Annotated in this window: 15 protein-coding genes and 3 tRNA genes; 17 read left to right on the forward strand and 1 reads right to left on the reverse strand. The window is 57.4% G+C overall.

Annotation, left to right across the window (positions count from 1 at the left end; translation table 11 throughout):
* Positions 1 to 34 precede the first annotated feature (34 nt).
* The 16 genes from ftsH to DU29_RS0119220 all read left to right on the forward strand — a co-directional run bounded on the left by ftsH (position 35) and on the right by DU29_RS0119220 (position 15204).
* Positions 35 to 1945 (forward strand): ATP-dependent zinc metalloprotease FtsH, encoded by a 1911-nt coding sequence (gene ftsH, locus DU29_RS0119145; protein ID WP_028623128.1) that lies wholly within the window; start codon positions 35 to 37, stop codon positions 1943 to 1945.
* An 8-nt stretch (positions 1946 to 1953) separates the two neighbouring features.
* Positions 1954 to 2805, forward strand: a complete 852-nt coding sequence (folP, locus tag DU29_RS0119150; protein WP_028623129.1) for a dihydropteroate synthase — start codon at positions 1954 to 1956, stop codon at positions 2803 to 2805.
* Between the two features lie 16 nt (positions 2806 to 2821).
* Positions 2822 to 4159: a phosphoglucosamine mutase gene (gene glmM, locus DU29_RS0119155; protein ID WP_028623130.1), complete on the forward strand. Its 1338-nt coding sequence runs from the start codon at positions 2822 to 2824 to the stop codon at positions 4157 to 4159.
* Positions 4160 to 4225: 66 nt separating this feature from the next.
* Positions 4226 to 4981, forward strand: coding sequence for a triose-phosphate isomerase (gene tpiA, locus DU29_RS0119160; protein WP_028623131.1), 756 nt, complete (start codon positions 4226 to 4228; stop codon positions 4979 to 4981).
* A 4-nt stretch (positions 4982 to 4985) separates the two neighbouring features.
* Complete coding sequence (secG, locus tag DU29_RS0119165) at positions 4986 to 5369, forward strand: preprotein translocase subunit SecG (protein WP_010463489.1); 384 nt, start codon at positions 4986 to 4988, stop codon at positions 5367 to 5369.
* Positions 5370 to 5390: 21 nt separating this feature from the next.
* A tRNA-Leu gene (locus DU29_RS0119170) sits at positions 5391 to 5476 on the forward strand.
* Between the two features lie 96 nt (positions 5477 to 5572).
* Positions 5573 to 5649 (forward strand) — tRNA-Met (locus DU29_RS0119175).
* Positions 5650 to 5787: 138 nt separating this feature from the next.
* Entirely contained in the window at positions 5788 to 6246 is a 459-nt protein-coding gene (rimP, locus tag DU29_RS0119180; RefSeq protein WP_010463487.1) for a ribosome maturation factor RimP, read from the forward strand.
* Between the two features lie 59 nt (positions 6247 to 6305).
* On the forward strand, positions 6306 to 7787 hold the full coding sequence (gene nusA / locus DU29_RS0119185) for a transcription termination factor NusA (RefSeq protein WP_028623132.1): 1482 nt from the start codon (positions 6306 to 6308) through the stop codon (positions 7785 to 7787).
* Between the two features lie 27 nt (positions 7788 to 7814).
* Positions 7815 to 10346, forward strand: a complete 2532-nt coding sequence (gene infB / locus DU29_RS0119190; protein WP_028623133.1) for a translation initiation factor IF-2 — start codon at positions 7815 to 7817, stop codon at positions 10344 to 10346.
* A gap of 159 nt (positions 10347 to 10505) precedes the next feature.
* Positions 10506 to 10907, forward strand: a complete 402-nt coding sequence (gene rbfA / locus DU29_RS0119195) for a 30S ribosome-binding factor RbfA (protein ID WP_028623134.1) — start codon at positions 10506 to 10508, stop codon at positions 10905 to 10907.
* Between the two features lie 3 nt (positions 10908 to 10910).
* Positions 10911 to 11828 carry a tRNA pseudouridine(55) synthase TruB gene (gene truB / locus DU29_RS0119200; RefSeq protein ID WP_028623135.1) on the forward strand — a complete coding sequence of 306 codons (918 nt, stop codon included), beginning with the start codon at positions 10911 to 10913 and terminating at the stop codon, positions 11826 to 11828.
* A gap of 142 nt (positions 11829 to 11970) precedes the next feature.
* Positions 11971 to 12240: a 30S ribosomal protein S15 gene (gene rpsO / locus DU29_RS0119205; RefSeq protein ID WP_028623136.1), complete on the forward strand. Its 270-nt coding sequence runs from the start codon at positions 11971 to 11973 to the stop codon at positions 12238 to 12240.
* A 195-nt stretch (positions 12241 to 12435) separates the two neighbouring features.
* Positions 12436 to 14541: a polyribonucleotide nucleotidyltransferase gene (pnp, locus tag DU29_RS0119210; RefSeq protein ID WP_028623137.1), complete on the forward strand. Its 2106-nt coding sequence runs from the start codon at positions 12436 to 12438 to the stop codon at positions 14539 to 14541.
* Between the two features lie 145 nt (positions 14542 to 14686).
* A tRNA-Thr gene (locus DU29_RS0119215) sits at positions 14687 to 14759 on the forward strand.
* A 139-nt stretch (positions 14760 to 14898) separates the two neighbouring features.
* Positions 14899 to 15204 (forward strand): DUF6388 family protein, encoded by a 306-nt coding sequence (locus DU29_RS0119220; RefSeq protein ID WP_028623138.1) that lies wholly within the window; start codon positions 14899 to 14901, stop codon positions 15202 to 15204.
* A gap of 117 nt (positions 15205 to 15321) precedes the next feature.
* On the opposite strand, the gene nadC is transcribed toward DU29_RS0119220, so the two are convergent.
* Complete coding sequence (gene nadC, locus DU29_RS0119225) at positions 15322 to 16170, reverse strand: carboxylating nicotinate-nucleotide diphosphorylase (RefSeq protein ID WP_028623139.1); 849 nt, start codon at positions 16168 to 16170, stop codon at positions 15322 to 15324.
* A gap of 289 nt (positions 16171 to 16459) precedes the next feature.
* Here nadC and DU29_RS0119230 point away from each other — a divergent pair, with 289 nt between their 5' ends.
* Positions 16460 to 18652 carry a DUF1631 domain-containing protein gene (locus DU29_RS0119230; RefSeq protein WP_028623140.1) on the forward strand — a complete coding sequence of 731 codons (2193 nt, stop codon included), beginning with the start codon at positions 16460 to 16462 and terminating at the stop codon, positions 18650 to 18652.
* Positions 18653 to 18677 lie beyond the last annotated feature (25 nt).

An 18677-nucleotide genomic window follows, 5' to 3' on the forward strand; every position in this document is an offset into this window, starting at 1 on the left:
GGAGCTTGCTTCAGAGGGTAGTTAATTGAACGATATGGCAAAGAATCTGATCCTGTGGTTGATCATCGCGGCTGTCCTGGTGACGGTGATGAACAACTTCTCCAGCCCTAACGAGCCGCAGACCCTCAACTATTCCGACTTCATCCAGCAGGTCAAGGATGGCAAGGTCGAGCGCGTAGCCGTCGATGGCTATGTGATTACCGGCAAGCGCAGCGATGGCGACAGCTTCAAGACCATCCGTCCGGCAATCCAGGATAACGGTCTGATCGGCGACCTCGTTGATAACAACGTCGTGGTCGAAGGCAAGCAGCCTGAGCAGCAAAGCATCTGGACTCAACTCCTGGTCGCGAGCTTTCCGATCCTGGTGATCATCGCCGTCTTCATGTTTTTCATGCGGCAGATGCAAGGCGGTGCGGGCGGTAAGGGCGGGCCGATGAGCTTCGGTAAGAGCAAGGCGCGCCTGCTGTCCGAAGATCAGGTAAAAACTACGTTGGCTGACGTTGCCGGTTGCGACGAAGCCAAGGAAGAAGTCGGCGAGCTGGTCGAGTTCCTGCGCGATCCGGGCAAGTTCCAGCGCTTGGGTGGCCGCATTCCCCGCGGAGTACTGATGGTCGGTCCTCCGGGTACCGGTAAAACCTTGCTGGCCAAGGCGATTGCCGGTGAAGCAAAGGTGCCGTTCTTCACCATCTCCGGCTCCGATTTCGTTGAAATGTTCGTCGGCGTCGGTGCCAGCCGTGTTCGCGATATGTTCGAGCAGGCCAAGAAGCACGCTCCATGCATCATCTTCATCGACGAAATCGATGCCGTCGGTCGCCACCGTGGCGCTGGCATGGGCGGTGGTCACGACGAACGTGAGCAGACACTCAACCAGTTGCTGGTAGAGATGGACGGTTTTGAAATGAATGACGGCATTATCGTCATCGCCGCTACCAACCGTCCGGACGTGCTCGACCCTGCATTGCTGCGTCCAGGCCGTTTCGACCGTCAGGTCGTAGTGGGGCTGCCGGATATTCGTGGGCGTGAGCAGATCCTTAAAGTTCACATGCGCAAAGTGCCGATGGGCGACGACGTTGCTCCGGCCGTAATTGCCCGTGGTACTCCTGGTTTTTCCGGTGCCGATCTGGCGAACCTGGTGAACGAGGCGTCGCTGTTCGCCGCTCGTACCGGTAAGCGCGTCGTCGAGATGAAAGAATTCGAATTGGCGAAAGACAAGATCATGATGGGCGCCGAGCGCAAATCCATGGTCATGTCTGAAAAAGAGAAGCAGAACACCGCTTATCATGAAGCTGGCCATGCCATTGTCGGTCGTGTCGTGCCTGAGCATGATCCGGTCTACAAGGTGTCGATCATCCCTCGCGGTCGTGCGCTGGGTGTGACCATGTTCCTGCCGGAAGAAGATCGTTACAGCCTGTCCAAGCGAGCGTTGATCAGTCAGATTTGCTCGTTGTACGGCGGCCGTATTGCCGAAGAGATGACGTTGGGCTTCGATGGCGTTACCACGGGGGCCTCCAACGACATCATGCGCGCCAGTCAGATTGCGCGGAACATGGTCACCAAGTGGGGGCTATCGGAAAAACTCGGTCCATTGATGTACGCCGAAGACGAGGGTGAAGTATTCCTCGGTCGCGGCGGCGGTGGTCAGAGTGCAAGCTTCTCTGGTGAGACAGCCAAGCTGATCGACTCCGAAGTGCGCAGCATCATTGACCAGTGCTATGGCACTGCCAAGCAGATCCTCACGGATAACCGTGACAAGCTGGATGCCATGGCTGATGCCCTGATGAAGTACGAAACAATTGATGCCGAGCAGATCGACGACATCATGGCGGGTCGTGCGCCTCGCGAACCTCGCGATTGGTCGGGCGGCACCGGTACCTCCGGGACACCTCCAGCCGTCCAGGGCGAGCGTCCGGAAACCCCGATCGGCGGACCTGCTGCTGACGTTTAAGGTTTGAAATGACTTCTGTTCCGTCCTTAACCCGGTTGCCATGCGGCAACCGGGTTCTTGATTTAACCCAGACGCATGTCATGGGTATTCTCAATGTCACTCCCGATTCCTTCTCCGATGGCGGCCTATACAGTCAGCTGGACGCCGCAATGCGCCACGCTGAAGCAATGGTTGTCGCCGGCGCGACGCTGATCGATGTCGGCGGTGAATCGACCCGGCCCGGTGCCAGAGCGGTTTCTCCCCTCGAAGAGCTGGAGCGTGTAGCTCCGATCGTCGAGCGCATCAATCGCGAGCTTGATGTGATCATCTCTGTTGATACCTCGACGCCAGCGGTCATGCGCGAAACTGCGCGGCTGGGTGCCGGATTGATCAATGACGTGCGCTCTCTGCGCCGTGATGGTGCGCTGGATGCTGCAGCGGCAACCGGTTTGCCGGTCTGTCTGATGCACATGCTTGGTGAGCCGGGCGATATGCAGGACAATCCGCATTATCATGATGTGACCAAGGAAGTAAGCGAGTTTCTCGCCGAGCGCATGGCGCAATGTGAACTGGCAGGGATTCCCGCAGATCGGATCATTCTCGATCCGGGCTTTGGCTTCGCGAAAAACCTGCAGCACAATCTAAGCTTGTTCAAACACATGGATGCCTTGCATGTTCTCGGGCGGCCCCTGCTGGTCGGCGTTTCGCGTAAGAGCATGATCGGTCAGGCCTTGAATCGCCCGGTCGGAGAGCGACTGCATGGCGGTCTGGCACTCGCGGCGCTGGCTTCATTCAAGGGTGCGCGTATATTGCGCGTGCATGATGTCGCCGAAACCGTCGATGTAGTGCGGATGATCGCCGCAGTGGAATCAGCCGAATAAGAATGATGGAGCAGTTATGAGCAAAAAATACTTTGGCACCGACGGCATTCGCGGTCGCGTCGGCGAATATCCGATTACTCCTGATTTCATGCTCAAGCTTGGCTGGGCGGCAGGCATGGCGTTCCGCAAAATGGGCGCCTGCAAAGTCCTTGTCGGCAAAGACACGCGAATTTCGGGCTACATGTTCGAGTCGGCGCTTGAGGCCGGCCTGACTTCGGCAGGCGCAGATGTCATGCTGCTGGGGCCGATGCCTACCCCTGCCATCGCTTACCTGACGCGTACCTTTCATGCGGAAGCCGGTATCGTGATCAGTGCTTCGCACAACCCTCACGATGACAACGGCATCAAATTCTTCTCCGGCAAGGGCACCAAGCTTCCTGACGAAGTCGAGCACATGATCGAAGAATTGCTTGATACCCCGATGACTGTGGTTGAGTCGAGCAAGATCGGCAAGGTATCGCGAATCAATGACGCGTCGGGCCGCTATATCGAATTCTGTAAAAGCAGCGTGCCTACCGGAACCAGTTTCGCCGGTCTGAAGATCGTGCTCGACTGTGCTCACGGCGCTACCTACAAGGTGGCTCCAAGCGTATTCCGCGAGCTGGGCGCAGACGTCGTGGTCCTCTCTGCACAGCCGAACGGTCTGAACATCAATGAAAACTGTGGTTCGACCCACATGGGTCAGCTTCAGGCTGCCGTGCTGGCTGAGCACGCGGATCTGGGTATTGCCTTTGATGGCGATGGCGATCGGGTTCTGATGGTCGATCACACGGGCGCCATTGTTGATGGCGATGAGCTGTTGTTCATCATCGCTCGCGATCTGCATGAGCGTAACAAATTGCAGGGCGGTGTCGTAGGCACCTTGATGAGCAACCTGGGGCTGGAGCTGGCCCTTGCGGATCTGTCGATCCCATTCGTGCGCGCCAATGTCGGTGACCGTTATGTCATCGCCGATCTGCTGGAGCGTAACTGGGTGGTGGGTGGCGAGAACTCGGGCCATATCGTCTGCTTCAATCACACCACCACCGGTGACGCGATCATTGCGGCGCTGCAGGTGCTGATGGCATTGAAGAGGCGCTCGGAAGGCCTGGCTCAGAGTCGTCAGGCGCTGCGCAAGTGCCCGCAGGTGCTGATCAACGTGCGCTTCGGCGGCGGTGTGAACCCGCTTGAACATCCTGCGGTCAAGGAAGCCAGTGATCGCGTTACCCAGGCCATGGCTGGTCGTGGGCGGGTGCTGTTGCGCAAGTCCGGGACCGAGCCATTGGTGCGTGTGATGGTCGAAGGCGAAGACGAAACGCAGGTTCGTGGTTACGCTGAAGAGCTGGCAAAACTCGTTACTGAAGTTTCTGCCTGAATTCGGCTTGCCAGCCATGATTGTGTTGGGTAACATCTGCGCCCACTTTGACCGACGAGGTACAGCATGCGTCGCCCTATGGTAGCTGGTAACTGGAAGATGCACGGTACCCGCGCCAGCGTCGCTGAGCTGATCAACGGCCTTAGTCACCTGGCCTTGCCGAGCGGTGTTGATGTCGCGGTATTCCCGCCTTGCCTGTACATCAATCAAGTGATTGATGGTCTGGAAGGCAAGTCGATTTCGGTCGGCGCGCAGAATTCTGCGGTGGAATCGAAGCAGGGTGCGCTGACCGGTGAAGTTGCACCGAGTCAGTTGGTGGATGCAGGGTGTTCCCTGGTACTTGTCGGGCATTCCGAGCGCCGCCAGATTATGGGCGAGCAGGACGGGATGCTGATTCGCAAGTTCGCAGCGGCACAGGCATGTGGCTTGATTCCGGTGTTGTGCATAGGGGAAACCCTGGAGCAGCGTGAAGCCGGTAAAACTCTTGAGGTTGTCGGGCGTCAGCTGGGCAGCATCATCGAGCAGCTGGGTGTCGGTGTCTTTGCCAATGCAGTCATAGCTTACGAGCCGGTCTGGGCCATTGGCACCGGGCTGACTGCTTCGCCGCAACAGGCGCAGGATGTGCACGCCGCCATCCGCGCGCAGTTGGCGGCAGAAAATTCTGAGGTCGCACAAGGTGTGCGGCTTCTATACGGCGGCAGCGTGAAGGCGGCCAATGCGGTCGAACTGTTCGGCATGCCGGATATCGATGGGGGGCTCATTGGTGGAGCTTCCCTGAATGCAGATGAGTTCGGTGCGATTTGTCGCGCCGCGGGAAACTGAAAAAATGCTGGAAACAGTCGTAGTCGTTTTTCATCTGCTGGGTGCATTGGGCGTAGTTGCTCTGGTATTGCTGCAGCAGGGTAAAGGTGCGGATGCTGGTGCGTCTTTCGGTGCAGGTGCTTCAAATACTGTATTCGGAAGCCAAGGTTCCTCTACCTTTCTTAGTAAATTTACTGCTATACTTGCCGCCGGTTTCTTCATAACCAGCTTGGGGTTAGGTTACTTTGCTAAAGAGAAGGCTCAACAGCTGACTCAAGTAGGTTTGCCAAATCCAGCAGTGTTGGAAGTTCCAAAGCAGCAACCGGCTTCTGATGATGTCCCGGTGCTTCAAGAGCAAAAGTCGGCTACTCCAGCGACTGACGTGCCTCCAGCTCAAGAGCAGAAGTAAGAAGGTTTCAAACGTTGTATTGCCGAGGTGGTGGAATTGGTAGACACGCAACCTTGAGGTGGTTGTGCCCATAGGGTGTAGGGGTTCGAGTCCCCTTCTCGGTACCAATTATCAGGAAAGCCCGCTGTTGCGGGCTTTCTTGTAGGTGGAAGGTTACATTGATTCTTTAAGGGATCGGTCGTATACTTCCGCCCCAGCTTTGTCGCGGGGTGGAGCAGTCTGGTAGCTCGTCGGGCTCATAACCCGAAGGTCGTCGGTTCAAATCCGGCCCCCGCAACCAGTTTAAAGAGCCCCTTTTAAGGGGCTTTTTGTTAGCTGGACACTTTCAACGCCGCTGTTCGACGGCGTTTCAAGGATGGGCGTTTCGCCCATTTTTTTATTTTGCATAGCATGCACATACATGCACGAGGGGGTTCAGGTGTCGAGCAAGCTAGAAGAGTTGCAGGCCTTGCTGGCCCCGGTGGTCGTGGCCCTGGGCTATGAATGCTGGGGTATTGAGTTTTCGGCTCAAGGTCGCCACTCAATGTTGCGCGTTTATATTGATAAAGAGGGCGGTGTGCTGGTGGATGATTGCGCCATTGTCAGCCGTCAGATCAGCGGTGTCCTGGATGTTGAAGATCCGATCGCCGTTGAATACACCCTCGAAGTTTCCTCGCCTGGCATGGAACGCCCACTGTTCACTATTGAGCAGTTCGCAAAATTTGCCGGTGAACAAGTGAAGATCAAGCTGCGCTCGCCTTTTGAAGGTCGACGCAACTTTCAGGGCCTTCTGCGCGGTGTAGAAGAGCAGGACGTCGTGGTGCAGGTAGAAGACCATGAATTCCTGTTGCCGATCGATATGATCGACAAGGCCAACATTATTCCCAGTTTTGACTGAGACGTGCCAGAAACTGCGGATCCCGCGGATCCAATGGCTTGCGAAAGGCGAGGCGTACGATGAGCAAAGAAGTACTGCTGGTTGTTGAGTCGGTATCCAATGAAAAGGGCGTACCGGCCAACGTAATTTTTGAAGCGCTGGAGCTGGCTCTGGCCACTGCTACCAAAAAGCGTTTCGAGGACGAAGTCGATCTGCGTGTGGAAATCAATCGCCACACTGGTGCTTACGAGACATTCCGTCGCTGGACTGTCGTCGAAGAAGCAGATCTTGACGATCCGGCCATTGAAACCTGGCCGAGCAAGGTTGCTGAAACGCATCCTGGTGCTCAGGTAGGTGACGTAGTCGAAGAGAAAATCGAATCCATCGAGTTCGGCCGCATCGCTGCACAAACTGCCAAGCAGGTCATTGTGCAGAAAGTACGCGAAGCCGAGCGCGCTCAAGTCGTTGATGCTTATCGCGAGCGCTTGGGGGAAATCATCTCCGGCACCGTGAAAAAAGTTACCCGCGACAATGTGATCGTCGACCTGGGCAACAACGCTGAAGCGTTGCTGGCTCGTGAAGACATCATTTCTCGCGAAACTTTCCGGGTCGGCGTGCGCTTGCGTGCGCTGCTCAAGGAAATCCGCACCGAGAACCGCGGCCCGCAGCTGATCCTGTCGCGTACCGCGCCGGAAATGCTGATCGAGTTGTTCCGCATCGAAGTGCCGGAAATTGCTGAAGGCCTGATCGAAGTGATGGCTGCGTCCCGTGACCCGGGTTCGCGCGCCAAGATCGCGGTCCGCTCCAAGGACAAACGCATCGACCCGCAAGGCGCTTGCATCGGCATGCGCGGTTCGCGTGTCCAGGCAGTGTCCGGCGAGTTGGGCGGTGAGCGTGTTGACATCGTGCTGTGGGACGATAACCCGGCCCAGTTCGTGATCAATGCAATGTCGCCGGCTGAAGTGGCGGCAATTATCGTTGACGAAGATGCCCATGCAATGGACATCGCCGTTGGCGCAGACAATCTGGCTCAGGCCATCGGTCGCGGTGGTCAGAACGTGCGTCTGGCTAGCCAGTTGACTGGCTGGACCCTGAACGTGATGACCGAATCGGACATCCAGGCTAAGCAGCAAGCAGAAACCGGCGACATCCTGCGCAACTTCATCGACGAGCTGGAAGTCGACGAAGACCTCGCACAGGTGCTGGTAGATGAAGGCTTCACCAGTCTGGAAGAGATTGCCTACGTACCGTTGGAAGAAATGCTCAACATCGACGGCTTTGACGAAGAAACCGTCAACGAGCTTCGCGCTCGTGCCAAGGATCGTTTGTTGACCAAAGCCATCGCTACTGAGGAAAAGCTGGCAGACGCCCATCCGGCCGAAGACCTGCTCTCGCTTGAGGGTATGGACAAGGATCTGGCGATGGAACTGGCGGTGCGCGGCGTAATTACCCGCGAAGACCTGGCCGAGCAGTCTATTGACGATCTGCTCGACATCGACGGCATTGACGAAGATCGTGCCGGCAAGTTGATCATGGCCGCCCGAGCCCATTGGTTCGAGTAATTAGGCGCGGCCTGAGGAGAGAAGTGCATGACGCAAGTCACGGTGAAACAACTGGCCGATGAGGTCAAAACACCGGTAGAGCGCCTGTTGCAGCAGATGCGTGAGGCAGGTCTGCCGCACACCGCCGCCGAAGAAAATGTGACTGACAGTGAGAAGCAATCTTTGCTGACTCACTTGAAAAGCAGCCACAAGGCGAAAGTGGAAGAACCACGCAAGATTACACTGCAGCGTAAAACTACCAGCACCCTGCGTGTTGCTGGCAGCAAAAGCATCAGTGTTGAAGTCCGCAAGAAGAAAGTTTTCGTACAGCGCAGCCCGGAAGAAATCGAAGCCGAACGCAAGCGCGAACTGGATGAACGTCGTGCAGTAGAAAATGCTGCCCGTCAAAAGGCTGAAGAAGAATCCAAGCGTCGCGCCGAAGAAGACGCGCGTCGCCAGCCTGCTGCTGCGCAAACCGCGACTAACGACGCTGTTGCTGCACCGGCTGCAGTTGCCGAGCCAGTACGTGAAAGCGCACCGGTGACCACTGCGCCAGCGCCTTCTGCAGATGTTCGTAACAAGCAGAACGAACAGCGCCGTCCGGACAAACCACGTGCAGACGATAACAATCGTCGCAGCGGTGGTGGTGGCGACGGCGAGCGTAAAAACGCTCCGCATCGTGCCTCGGTTAAAGAGAAAGCGCCTGCTCCACGCGTTGCCCCACGTACTACCGACGAAGAAAGCGACAGCTTCCGTCGCGGTGGTCGCGGCAAGGCCAAGCTGAAGAAACGCAACGCTCACGGTTTCCAGAGCCCAACCGGCCCTGTCGTGCGTGATGTGCAGATCGGCGAGACCATCTCTGTTGGCGATCTCGCCAATCAGATGTCGGTCAAGGCAGCTGAAATCATCAAGTTCATGTTCAAACTGGGTACTCCAGCGACGATCAACCAGGTGCTCGATCAGGAAACTGCTCAGCTTGTAGCTGAGGAGTTGGGCCACAAAGTGACCCTGGTCAGCGACACTGCCCTGGAAGATTCCCTGGCCGAGTCCCTGAAGTTTGAAGGTGAGACGTTCTCCCGTGCACCGGTTGTGACCGTAATGGGCCACGTTGACCACGGTAAGACCTCGCTGCTCGACTATATCCGTCGTGCCAAGGTAGCTGCTGGCGAAGCCGGTGGTATCACCCAGCACATCGGTGCATACCACGTTGAAACCGAACGCGGCATGGTCACCTTCCTTGACACCCCGGGTCACGCTGCGTTTACCGCAATGCGTGCTCGTGGTGCCAAGGCGACCGACATCGTGATCCTGGTAGTTGCAGCGGACGACGGCGTAATGCCGCAGACCATTGAAGCTGTCCAGCACGCCAAGGCTGCTGGTGTTCCACTGGTTGTTGCAGTGAACAAAATTGACAAGCCGGGCGCCGATCTCGATCGCATCCGTAGCGAACTGTCGGTTCACGGCGTAACTTCCGAAGAGTGGGGCGGTGATACGCCGTTCGTTTCGGTTTCGGCGAAAGTCGGTACCGGCGTGGACGAGTTGCTCGAAGCTGTCCTGCTGCAAGCTGAAGTTCTCGAACTGAAAGCGACGCCTTCGGCTCCTGGCCGTGGCGTCGTGGTTGAATCGCGTCTCGACAAAGGTCGTGGCCCGGTTGCAACCGTTCTGGTTCAAGACGGTACCCTGCGCCAAGGCGACATGGTCCTGGTCGGTTCGAACTATGGCCGTGTACGTGCCATGCTCGACGAGAACGGCAAGCCAATCAAGGAAGCCGGTCCATCCATCCCTGTCGAGATTCTCGGCCTGGACGGTACCCCGGACGCTGGCGACGAGATGAGCGTGCTGTCGGACGAGAAGAAAGCCCGTGAAGTGGCTCTGTTCCGTCAAGGCAAGTTCCGCGAAGTCAAACTGGCTCGCGCTCACGCCGGCAAGCTGGAAAACATCTTCGAAAACATGGGTCAGGCAGAGAAGAAGACGCTCAACATCGTCCTCAAATCTGACGTCCGTGGTTCCCTCGAAGCGTTGAACGGCGCCTTGAACGGCCTGGGTAACGACGAAGTGCAAGTGCGTGTAGTGGGCGGCGGCGTCGGTGGTATCACCGAGTCCGACGCCAACCTGGCACTGGCTTCCAACGCTGTACTGTTCGGCTTCAACGTGCGTGCCGATGCTGGTGCACGGAAGATCGTCGAGCAGGAAGGTCTGGATATGCGTTACTACAACGTCATCTACGACATCATCGAAGACGTCAAGAAAGCCCTCACCGGTATGCTGGGCAGCGATGTTCGCGAGAACATCCTGGGTATCGCTGAAGTGCGTGACGTGTTCCGCTCGCCGAAGTTTGGCGCGATCGCCGGTTGCATGGTTATCGAAGGTGTTGTTCACCGTAACCGTCCAATCCGTGTACTGCGTGAAGACATCGTTATCTTCGAAGGCGAGCTGGAATCCCTGCGCCGCTTCAAGGATGACGCTGCCGAAGTACGTGCCGGCATGGAATGCGGTATCGGCGTCAAGAGCTACAACGACGTCAAACCTGGCGACAAGATCGAAGTCTACGAGAAGGTTCAGGTTGCTCGCAGCCTCTAACTCGCGCACTTCAAGGGTCACTCGGGGCCGTTGCATGAAAATGCACGGCGCCGCGTCAGGACTCTAAACGCAACGCCCGGTCTGGCTTTTGTCAGGCCGGGCGTTTGCCGCTTTCAGACCCGTCGGGTTTCACCGTCGGGCAGTAACAGGTAACAAGACATGGCAAAAGAATACAGCCGTACCCAACGTATCGGCGATCAGATGCAGCGTGAGCTGGCACAGCTGATCCGTCGTGAAGTCAAAGACCCGCGCGTCGGCCTGGTCACCATTACCGCTGTTGAGGTCAGCCGTGACGTCGGTCATGCCAAGATCTTCATCACCGTGATGGGACAGGACAGCGCCGAAGACATCGCGCAAAGCATCAAGGTGCTCAACTCGGCCGCCGGTTTCCTGCGCATGCAGCTGGCCCGCGAAATGAAGTTGCGCAGCGTTCCACAGTTGCACTTCCACTACGACGAAAGTGTCGTGCGTGGCGCGCATCTGTCGGCCCTGATCGAACGTGCGGTGGCTGAAGACAGCCAGCGCCCGGAAGCGACAGCACCCGAAGACACCAAGGAGTAATCGGTGGCTCAGGTCAAACGTATCCGTCGTAACGTCAGCGGCGTCATCCTGCTCGACAAGCCGTTGGGGTTTACCTCCAACGCCGCGTTACAGAAGGTTCGCTGGTTGCTGAACGCCGAGAAAGCCGGGCACACCGGCAGTCTTGATCCGCTAGCCACCGGTGTATTGCCGCTGTGCTTCGGTGAGGCCACCAAGTTTTCGCAGTATTTGCTCGACTCCGACAAGGGTTACGAGACCCTGGCGCAACTGGGCAAGACCACCACCACGGCAGATGCCGAGGGTGAGGTTTTACAGGAACGTCCGGTGACCGTTGGTCGTGCCGACGTTGAAGCGGTGTTGCCGAAATTTCGCGGCCAAATCAGCCAGATACCGCCCATGTACTCGGCTCTCAAGCGTGATGGCCAGCCGCTGTACAAGCTGGCGCGTGCAGGCGAAGTAGTGGAGCGCGAACCGCGTTCTGTTACTATTGCGCGCTTGGAATTGCTGGCCTTCGAAGGTGATACTGCGCGGCTCGCGGTGGATTGCAGCAAAGGCACCTATATCCGCACCCTGGTGGAGGATATCGGTGAGCAACTCGGTTGTGGCGCTTACGTTGCTCAATTGCGACGTACCCAGGCCGGGCCTTTCACGCTGGCGCAGACGGTAACGCTGGAAGAGCTGGAAGCGGTCCATGCCGAAGGTGGCAACGAAGCGGTTGATCGTTTCCTGATGCCTTCGGACAGCGGGCTGCTGGACTGGCCATTGTTGCAGTTCTCGGAGCACAGCTCGTTCTACTGGCTTAACGGCCAGCCGGTACGAGCCCCGGATGCACCGAAGTTCGGCATGGTACGGGTACAGGATCACAACGGTCGCTTCATTGGAATCGGTGAAGTGAGCGAAGACGGGCGCATCGCGCCGCGTCGACTGATTCGGTCGGAATGACCGAAACCAGTCTGTGTCAAAGCAGGCTGGCGAGGGTGGCTGTCAACAGGCACGGTCACTACTCATTTATAGATACAGGGATTTGTCCCTGGCCTGTTGAAACTGTGTTTCTGAAACAGTTTCCTGATAAAAGGATTGCCTCATGGCTCTCGACGTTCAAGAAAAAGCTCAAATCGTTGCTGACTATCAGCAAGCTGTTGGTGACACTGGTTCGCCAGAAGTGCAAGTTGCACTGCTGACCCACAACATCAACAAACTGCAAGGTCACTTCAAGGCCAACGGTAAAGATCACCACTCCCGTCGTGGTCTGATCCGCATGGTTAACCAGCGTCGCAAGCTGCTGGACTACCTGAAAGGCAAAGACGTGAGCCGTTACAGCGCTCTGATCGGTCGCCTGGGTCTGCGTCGCTAATAAGCGATTGCGCTATGAGGTTGGTTGTTTGCTGTGCGTCAGCGGGTTTCCCGCTGGCGCATGGCAGGCTCCCAGCCTCAAGTTTTATCTGGATACACGTTTTACCCTGGACAGGCGTTGGGCCGATTCCCGACATTGCCCAAGAATTTCGCAAGAAGACAAGTTCCCCAAGAGCCACAAAGAAGGTAGGACACCGTGAACCCGGTTATCAAAAAATTCCAGTTCGGTCAGTCGACCGTTACCCTCGAGACAGGCCGTATCGCCCGTCAAGCCTCCGGCGCAGTGCTGGTTACCGTTGATGATGACGTCACCGTATTGGTGACCGTTGTTGGCGCCAAAACCGCTGACCCAAGCAAAGGCTTTTTCCCTCTTTCCGTTCACTACCAGGAAAAGACTTACGCTGCCGGTAAGATCCCTGGCGGTTTCTTCAAGCGCGAAGGCCGTCCTTCCGAGAAAGAAACCCTGACTTCCCGACTGATCGACCGTCCGATCCGTCCGCTATTCCCGGAAGGCTTCATGAACGAAGTGCAGGTTGTCTGCACCGTCGTTTCCACCAGCAAAAAAACCGATCCGGACATCGCTGCGATGATCGGTACCTCGGCTGCGCTGGCGATCTCCGGCATTCCTTTCGATGGCCCGATCGGCGCTGCCCGCGTTGCGTTCCACGAAAGCACTGGCTACCTGCTGAACCCGACTTACGAGCAACAGAAAGCATCGAGCCTGGACATGGTCGTTGCCGGTACGTCGGAAGCCGTGCTGATGGTTGAATCGGAAGCCAAAGAGCTGACCGAAGACCAGATGCTGGGCGCCGTACTGTTTGCTCACGACGAGTTTCAGGTGGTGATCAACGCCGTTAAAGAATTGGCTGCCGAAGCTGCCAAGCCGACCTGGACCTGGGCTCCACAGCCTGAAGCCACCGCTCTGCTGGGCGCTATCCGTGCCGAGTTCGGCGACGCGATCTCCCAGGCTTACGCCATCACCGTCAAGGCCGACCGTTACACTCGCCTGGGCGAGTTGAAGGATCAGGTGGTTGCCAAGCTCTCCGGTGAAGAAGGCCAGCCTTCTTCCAGCGAAGTCAAAGCGGCGTTCGGCGAAATCGAATACCGCACCGTTCGCGAAAACATCGTAAACGGCAAGCCGCGTATCGACGGTCGCGACACCAAGACCGTACGTCCGTTAAACATCGAAGTCGGCGTACTGCCAAAGACTCACGGTTCGGCACTGTTCACTCGTGGCGAAACCCAGGCGCTGGTCGTTGCAACACTGGGCACCGCCCGTGACGCGCAACTGCTGGATACTCTGGAAGGCGAGAAAAAAGACCCGTTCATGCTGCACTACAATTTCCCTCCGTTCTCGGTCGGCGAGTGTGGTCGCATGGGTGGCGCTGGTCGTCGCGAAATCGGTCACGGCCGTCTGGCCCGTCGCTCGATTGCAGCCATGCTGCCTGCTGCCGACGTGTTCCCGTACACCATTCGTGTTGTGTCGGAAATCACCGAGTCCAACGGTTCGAGCTCCATGGCTTCGGTCTGCGGCGCTTCCCTGGCTCTGATGGATGCCGGCGTTCCAATGAAGGCACCGGTTGCCGGTATTGCCATGGGTCTGGTTAAAGAAGGCGAGAAATTCGCCATCCTGACCGACATCCTGGGTGACGAAGACCACCTCGGCGACATGGACTTCAAAGTAGCGGGTACCGCCAAGGGTGTTACCGCGCTGCAGATGGACATCAAGATCAAAGGCATCACCGAAGAAATCATGGAAATCGCTTTGGGCCAAGCCCTTGAAGCGCGCCTGAACATTCTCGGTCAGATGAACCAGATCATTGGCCAGTCGCGTACCGAGCTGTCGGAAAACGCTCCGACCATGATCGCGATGAAGATCGACACCGACAAAATCCGTGATGTCATCGGTAAAGGCGGCGCGACCATCCGTGCGATCTGTGAAGAGACCAAGGCTTCGATCGATATCGAAGACGACGGCTCGATCAAGATCTTCGGCGAAACCAAGGAAGCGGCTGAAGCAGCACGTCAGCGCGTTCTGGGCATCACTGCCGAGGCCGAGATCGGCAAGATCTACGTCGGCAAGGTTGAGCGCATCGTCGATTTCGGCGCATTCGTCAACATCCTGCCTGGCAAGGACGGCCTGGTTCACATCTCGATGCTGAGCGACGCTCGCGTTGAAAAAGTGACCGACATCCTGAAAGAAGGCCAGGAAGTGGAAGTACTGGTACTGGACGTGGACAACCGCGGCCGTATCAAGCTGTCCATCAAAGACGTAGCAGCAGCCAAGGCTTCGGGCGTTTAATCGCGCCCCACGCCTGATCGCTTCAACGTTGTAAAAAATGCCCCGCCGTGCAAACGGCGGGGCATTTTTTGTGTCCGGAAAAGATTTGTTTTTAAAGGTAAGTGAAGTTGCCTGACCTGTTGGTCAGTGCTAGGTTTAGCCCACCGCCCGTGTAGCTCAGCTGGTAGAGCAGCGCACTCGTAACGCGAAGGTCGCAGGTTCGATTCCTGTCTCGGGCAAAAAAGCGACACGTTGTTTTCAGATGATCCCCGAATGGTTCTGAAGGCCAGAAAAACCGGGCTTCACCCGGCTATTTGCGTCAGAGAGATCCTTGATGATCCAGTTCCATCTTCCATTCCCCCGATCAGCGAGAACGCCATGACCGTTAAAGAATTGACCCAGGAAGCACGTCACGAAGAAGCGCTGAAGAAGTACGTGCAGGACACGCCTCAGCTAGCTGACGAGATCAAAGACCTGCCCGCCGACGACCAGAAAGACCAGATCCAGTGGGCATTCGAGGATGAGGCAGAGTCTCAGGGCTTGCAGCCTTGGGAACTGACGCTCAAGTACACCTCCACCCCGGAAGAGTTTGAGGCACAGCGCCTGGTATTGCATAAAGAGGCGGCCGAAGTGCTAGGCGTCGAGTGGGACGAGTACTGCGAGATGAATAATCTGGTGGTCTGACCTGGTATCAACGCAACACCTGTGGGAGCGGGTTTGCTCGCGAAGAGGTCGACACATCTGACAATGATGGTGCCTGACACAACGCCTTCGCGAGCAAGGCCGCTCCCACATTTTTCGTCAGAGGCTCAAGCGCATCGACAGGTCCACGGCCTTCACATCCTTGGTCATCGCACCAATCGAAATGTAATCCACCCCGGTTTCCGCGATCGGCAACAGTGTGTTCTCGTTGATCCCGCCACTGGCTTCCAGTTTTGCCTTACCGGCATTCAGGCGCACTGCTTCGCGCATATCGTCCAGGCTCAGTTCGTCGAGCATGATGATATCGGCACCCGCCGCCAGCGCTTCTTTCAGCTCCCCCAGACTTTCCACTTCGATCTCCACCGGTTTGCCCGGCGCGATCCTGTGCGCTGCGTTGATGGCTTCAGCGATGCCACCGCAGGCGGCGATGTGGTTTTCCTTGATCAGGAACGCGTCGTACAGGCCGATGCGATGGTTGTGGCAACCGCCGCATGTCACCGCGTACTTTTGCGCCAAGCGCAGGCCAGGGAGGGTTTTGCGGGTATCGAGCAGCTTCACTTGGGTTTCGGCAACGAAATCCGCCAGGTATTGCGCTCGCGTGGCTACACCGGAAAGCAATTGCAGGAAATTCAGCGCGCAGCGTTCGCCGGTTAACAACGAACGTGCCGGGCCTTCCAGATGAAACAGCGCCTGATTGGGATTCACCCGATCACCGTCGCGTACCTGCCAATGCACGGCAACACGCGGGTCCAGCTGCCGAAAAACCGCGTCGACCCACGACGTGCCTGCAATAACGGCGGCATCGCGGGTGATGATGGTGGCTTTGGCCAGGCGTTCGGCCGGGATCAGCTGTGCGGTGATGTCGCCGCTGCCGATGTCTTCGAGTAACGCGCGGCGCACGTTGGCTTCGATTTCGGCAGTCAAATCGGCGAGACGTAGGTTCGGCATAACGGACTCCACAAACAAAGTGGCCCGATTATAGGGCCATGGCCCGCAGCAACCCAAGGCATGCGGCCCTCTCAAATGGCTCTGAATGGTGCATTTGGTCGATTTCAGCGTGTGCGCTTGCTAACTTGTTGCCGGCAGCAGACGTCTGTTTCAATACAGGTCCAAAGCCCGCTGGCAAATGTAACGTCTTTTATCCGATAATTCGCCTCACATTTGACGTCATGACTTTGACAGGCTGTATGCTCGGTCATAGATGACGATCCCCGCATCATCGGTTCAGGAGGCCTGGATGCACAATGACGGCAATGTAGTGCCCCTGCGCAAGGCCGCAACCGAGCATTCGGATGACTCGCCGCTTGCCCGCATGCCGCTGATTCTGCTGCAGGTTCGCGACTCGGTCGCGCAACAGCTCGGGCATGGCCTCCAGCAACTTTTCGAAAATGCCGACGACACGCTGTTCGAAATGGCTGACCGGGCACGGAACGATGTCGACCAGAACATTTTCTTCGAAGCCATGCGCGATTTGCGCCTCAAACGCAAAAGTATCGAACGGGTATTTTTCGAGCAGTTCTTCGACTCTTTCATTCGCCTGACGCAAGACAAAAACAGCAAAACGCCCTCTGTGCTGGCAGTCGATGTGGCAGGGTGCTCACCCGATGACCTTGAACGAACAGTGGCGGTGGAGGCGATGGTCGGCAAAGTGCTGAACCGGGACGGCTACGCGCTTGACCAGTTGACCGCCAGACTGAGCATGTTAGTGGGCCGAAAACTCATCGCCGGGCATAACCCGATGGGGCCGGCGATGATCTGCGAGTATTTTGTGCAGGCCGCACAGACCCTTGGCGTGGTAATCCAGGTCAAGCTGGTCATCCTCAAACTCTTCGAGCGCTATGTCCTAAGCGACGTTGATCTGCTGTATTCGCAAGTTAATCAGTTGCTGATGAGCAACGGCATCCTGCCCGGCCTCAAACCGGCCCCGGCGCGACCTGTCAGCGATCCCGCGACTGCCGGTGTCCGTAGCAAATCCGTGGATGCCCACCCAGCCGTCAGCGTGCCCCTCGATAGCAGCGTTCAAGCGGTTTTCGCCGCCCTGCAGACGCTGTTGTCTCACGTGCGCGGCAGCGTGGCGCCCACTCTGGAAGCCAGTGCGCCCGCGCAACCGATTTCCACCCGCGACCTGTTGCGCATGCTCTCGCATTTGCAGCAATACGTGCCTGAACCTGCAATACAGGACGACTTCGACCTGCGCAACCAGCTCGAACAGTTATTGACCCGGGTCAGCGTCAAGACCGGCACGTCACGCGTGGTTGCCGTGGCTGACGAGGATGTCATCAATCTGATTGCGATGCTGTTCGACTGCATCCTTGATGACCGCAACCTGCCGGACTCGCTCAAGGCGCAGATCGCGCGTTTGCAGATCCCGATGCTGAAAGTTGCCGTCCTCGATAAAAGCTTTTTCAGTCGCAGTAGCCACCCGGCGCGGCGTCTGCTCAATGAGATCGCGGACGCTGCGAAGGGGTGGGGCGAGAGCGATGATGATGCACGCGACAGCCTGTATGTACGCATCGATCAGGTCGTGCAGCGCTTGCTGAGCGATTTCGTTGACGACCCGGCTATTTTTTCCGAATTACTGGCTGATTTTTTGGCGTTCACCAGCGACGAACGCCGGCGCAGCGAGCTGCTGGAACAACGTACCCGCGACGCTGAAGAAGGTCGCGCGAAAACCGAGCTTGCCCGTCAGCGCATCCGGCTGGCAGTGAATCGGGCCTTGCTGGGCAAGGTGTTGCCACAACGGGTTGTGACGTTCGTGCAGGAAGCTTGGGCTCAGGTCCTGTTGCTGACGTTTTTGAAGCACAGCGATCAGTCGGCTGAGTGGCACGCCGATGTGCACACCATGGAGCAATTGATCTGGAGTGTGCAGCGTCACGACGAGCCCGATGCGAACGTGCGTTTACTGGCGTTGGTGCCGAGCCTGCTGAAATCGTTGCGCGATGGCTTGAGCGCCTCGGCGTTCGATCCATTTGCTACCAGCGAGTTTTTCAGCGACCTGGAGACATTGCATCTGCAATTGTTCGAGCGCGCGGACCAACCGCTGACACTTGTGAGAGCGGCCGATGCGGCGATGGTAGAAGTGCGCGAGGACGTCGTCCTGCAGAACGCTGAAGCCGCAGAGGCTTTGGCCCGATTGCCGACCGATGATGCCGGCCTGCAGCAGGTCGATCAACTGGTGCCGGGCAATTGGGTCGAGATCGAGGAAGACCAGGAAAACACGTTGCGCTGCAAGTTGACCGCAATCATCGACGCTACGGGCAAGTACATTTTCGTCAACCGCACCGGCCTGAAAGTTCTGGAGCGCAGCCGTACGGAGTTGGCGCACGATTTTCAGCGAGGCGCAGTGCGAGTCCTGGCTGACACGTTACTGTTTGATCGCGCGCTGGAGTCGGTGATAGGCAACCTGCGGCGGCTCGATCACGGCAAGTGATCGCCCGTTGAGGACTATCGCGGCA

Source organism: Pseudomonas sp. Ant30-3 (assembly GCF_000690905.1).
Lineage (GTDB): Bacteria > Pseudomonadota > Gammaproteobacteria > Pseudomonadales > Pseudomonadaceae > Aquipseudomonas.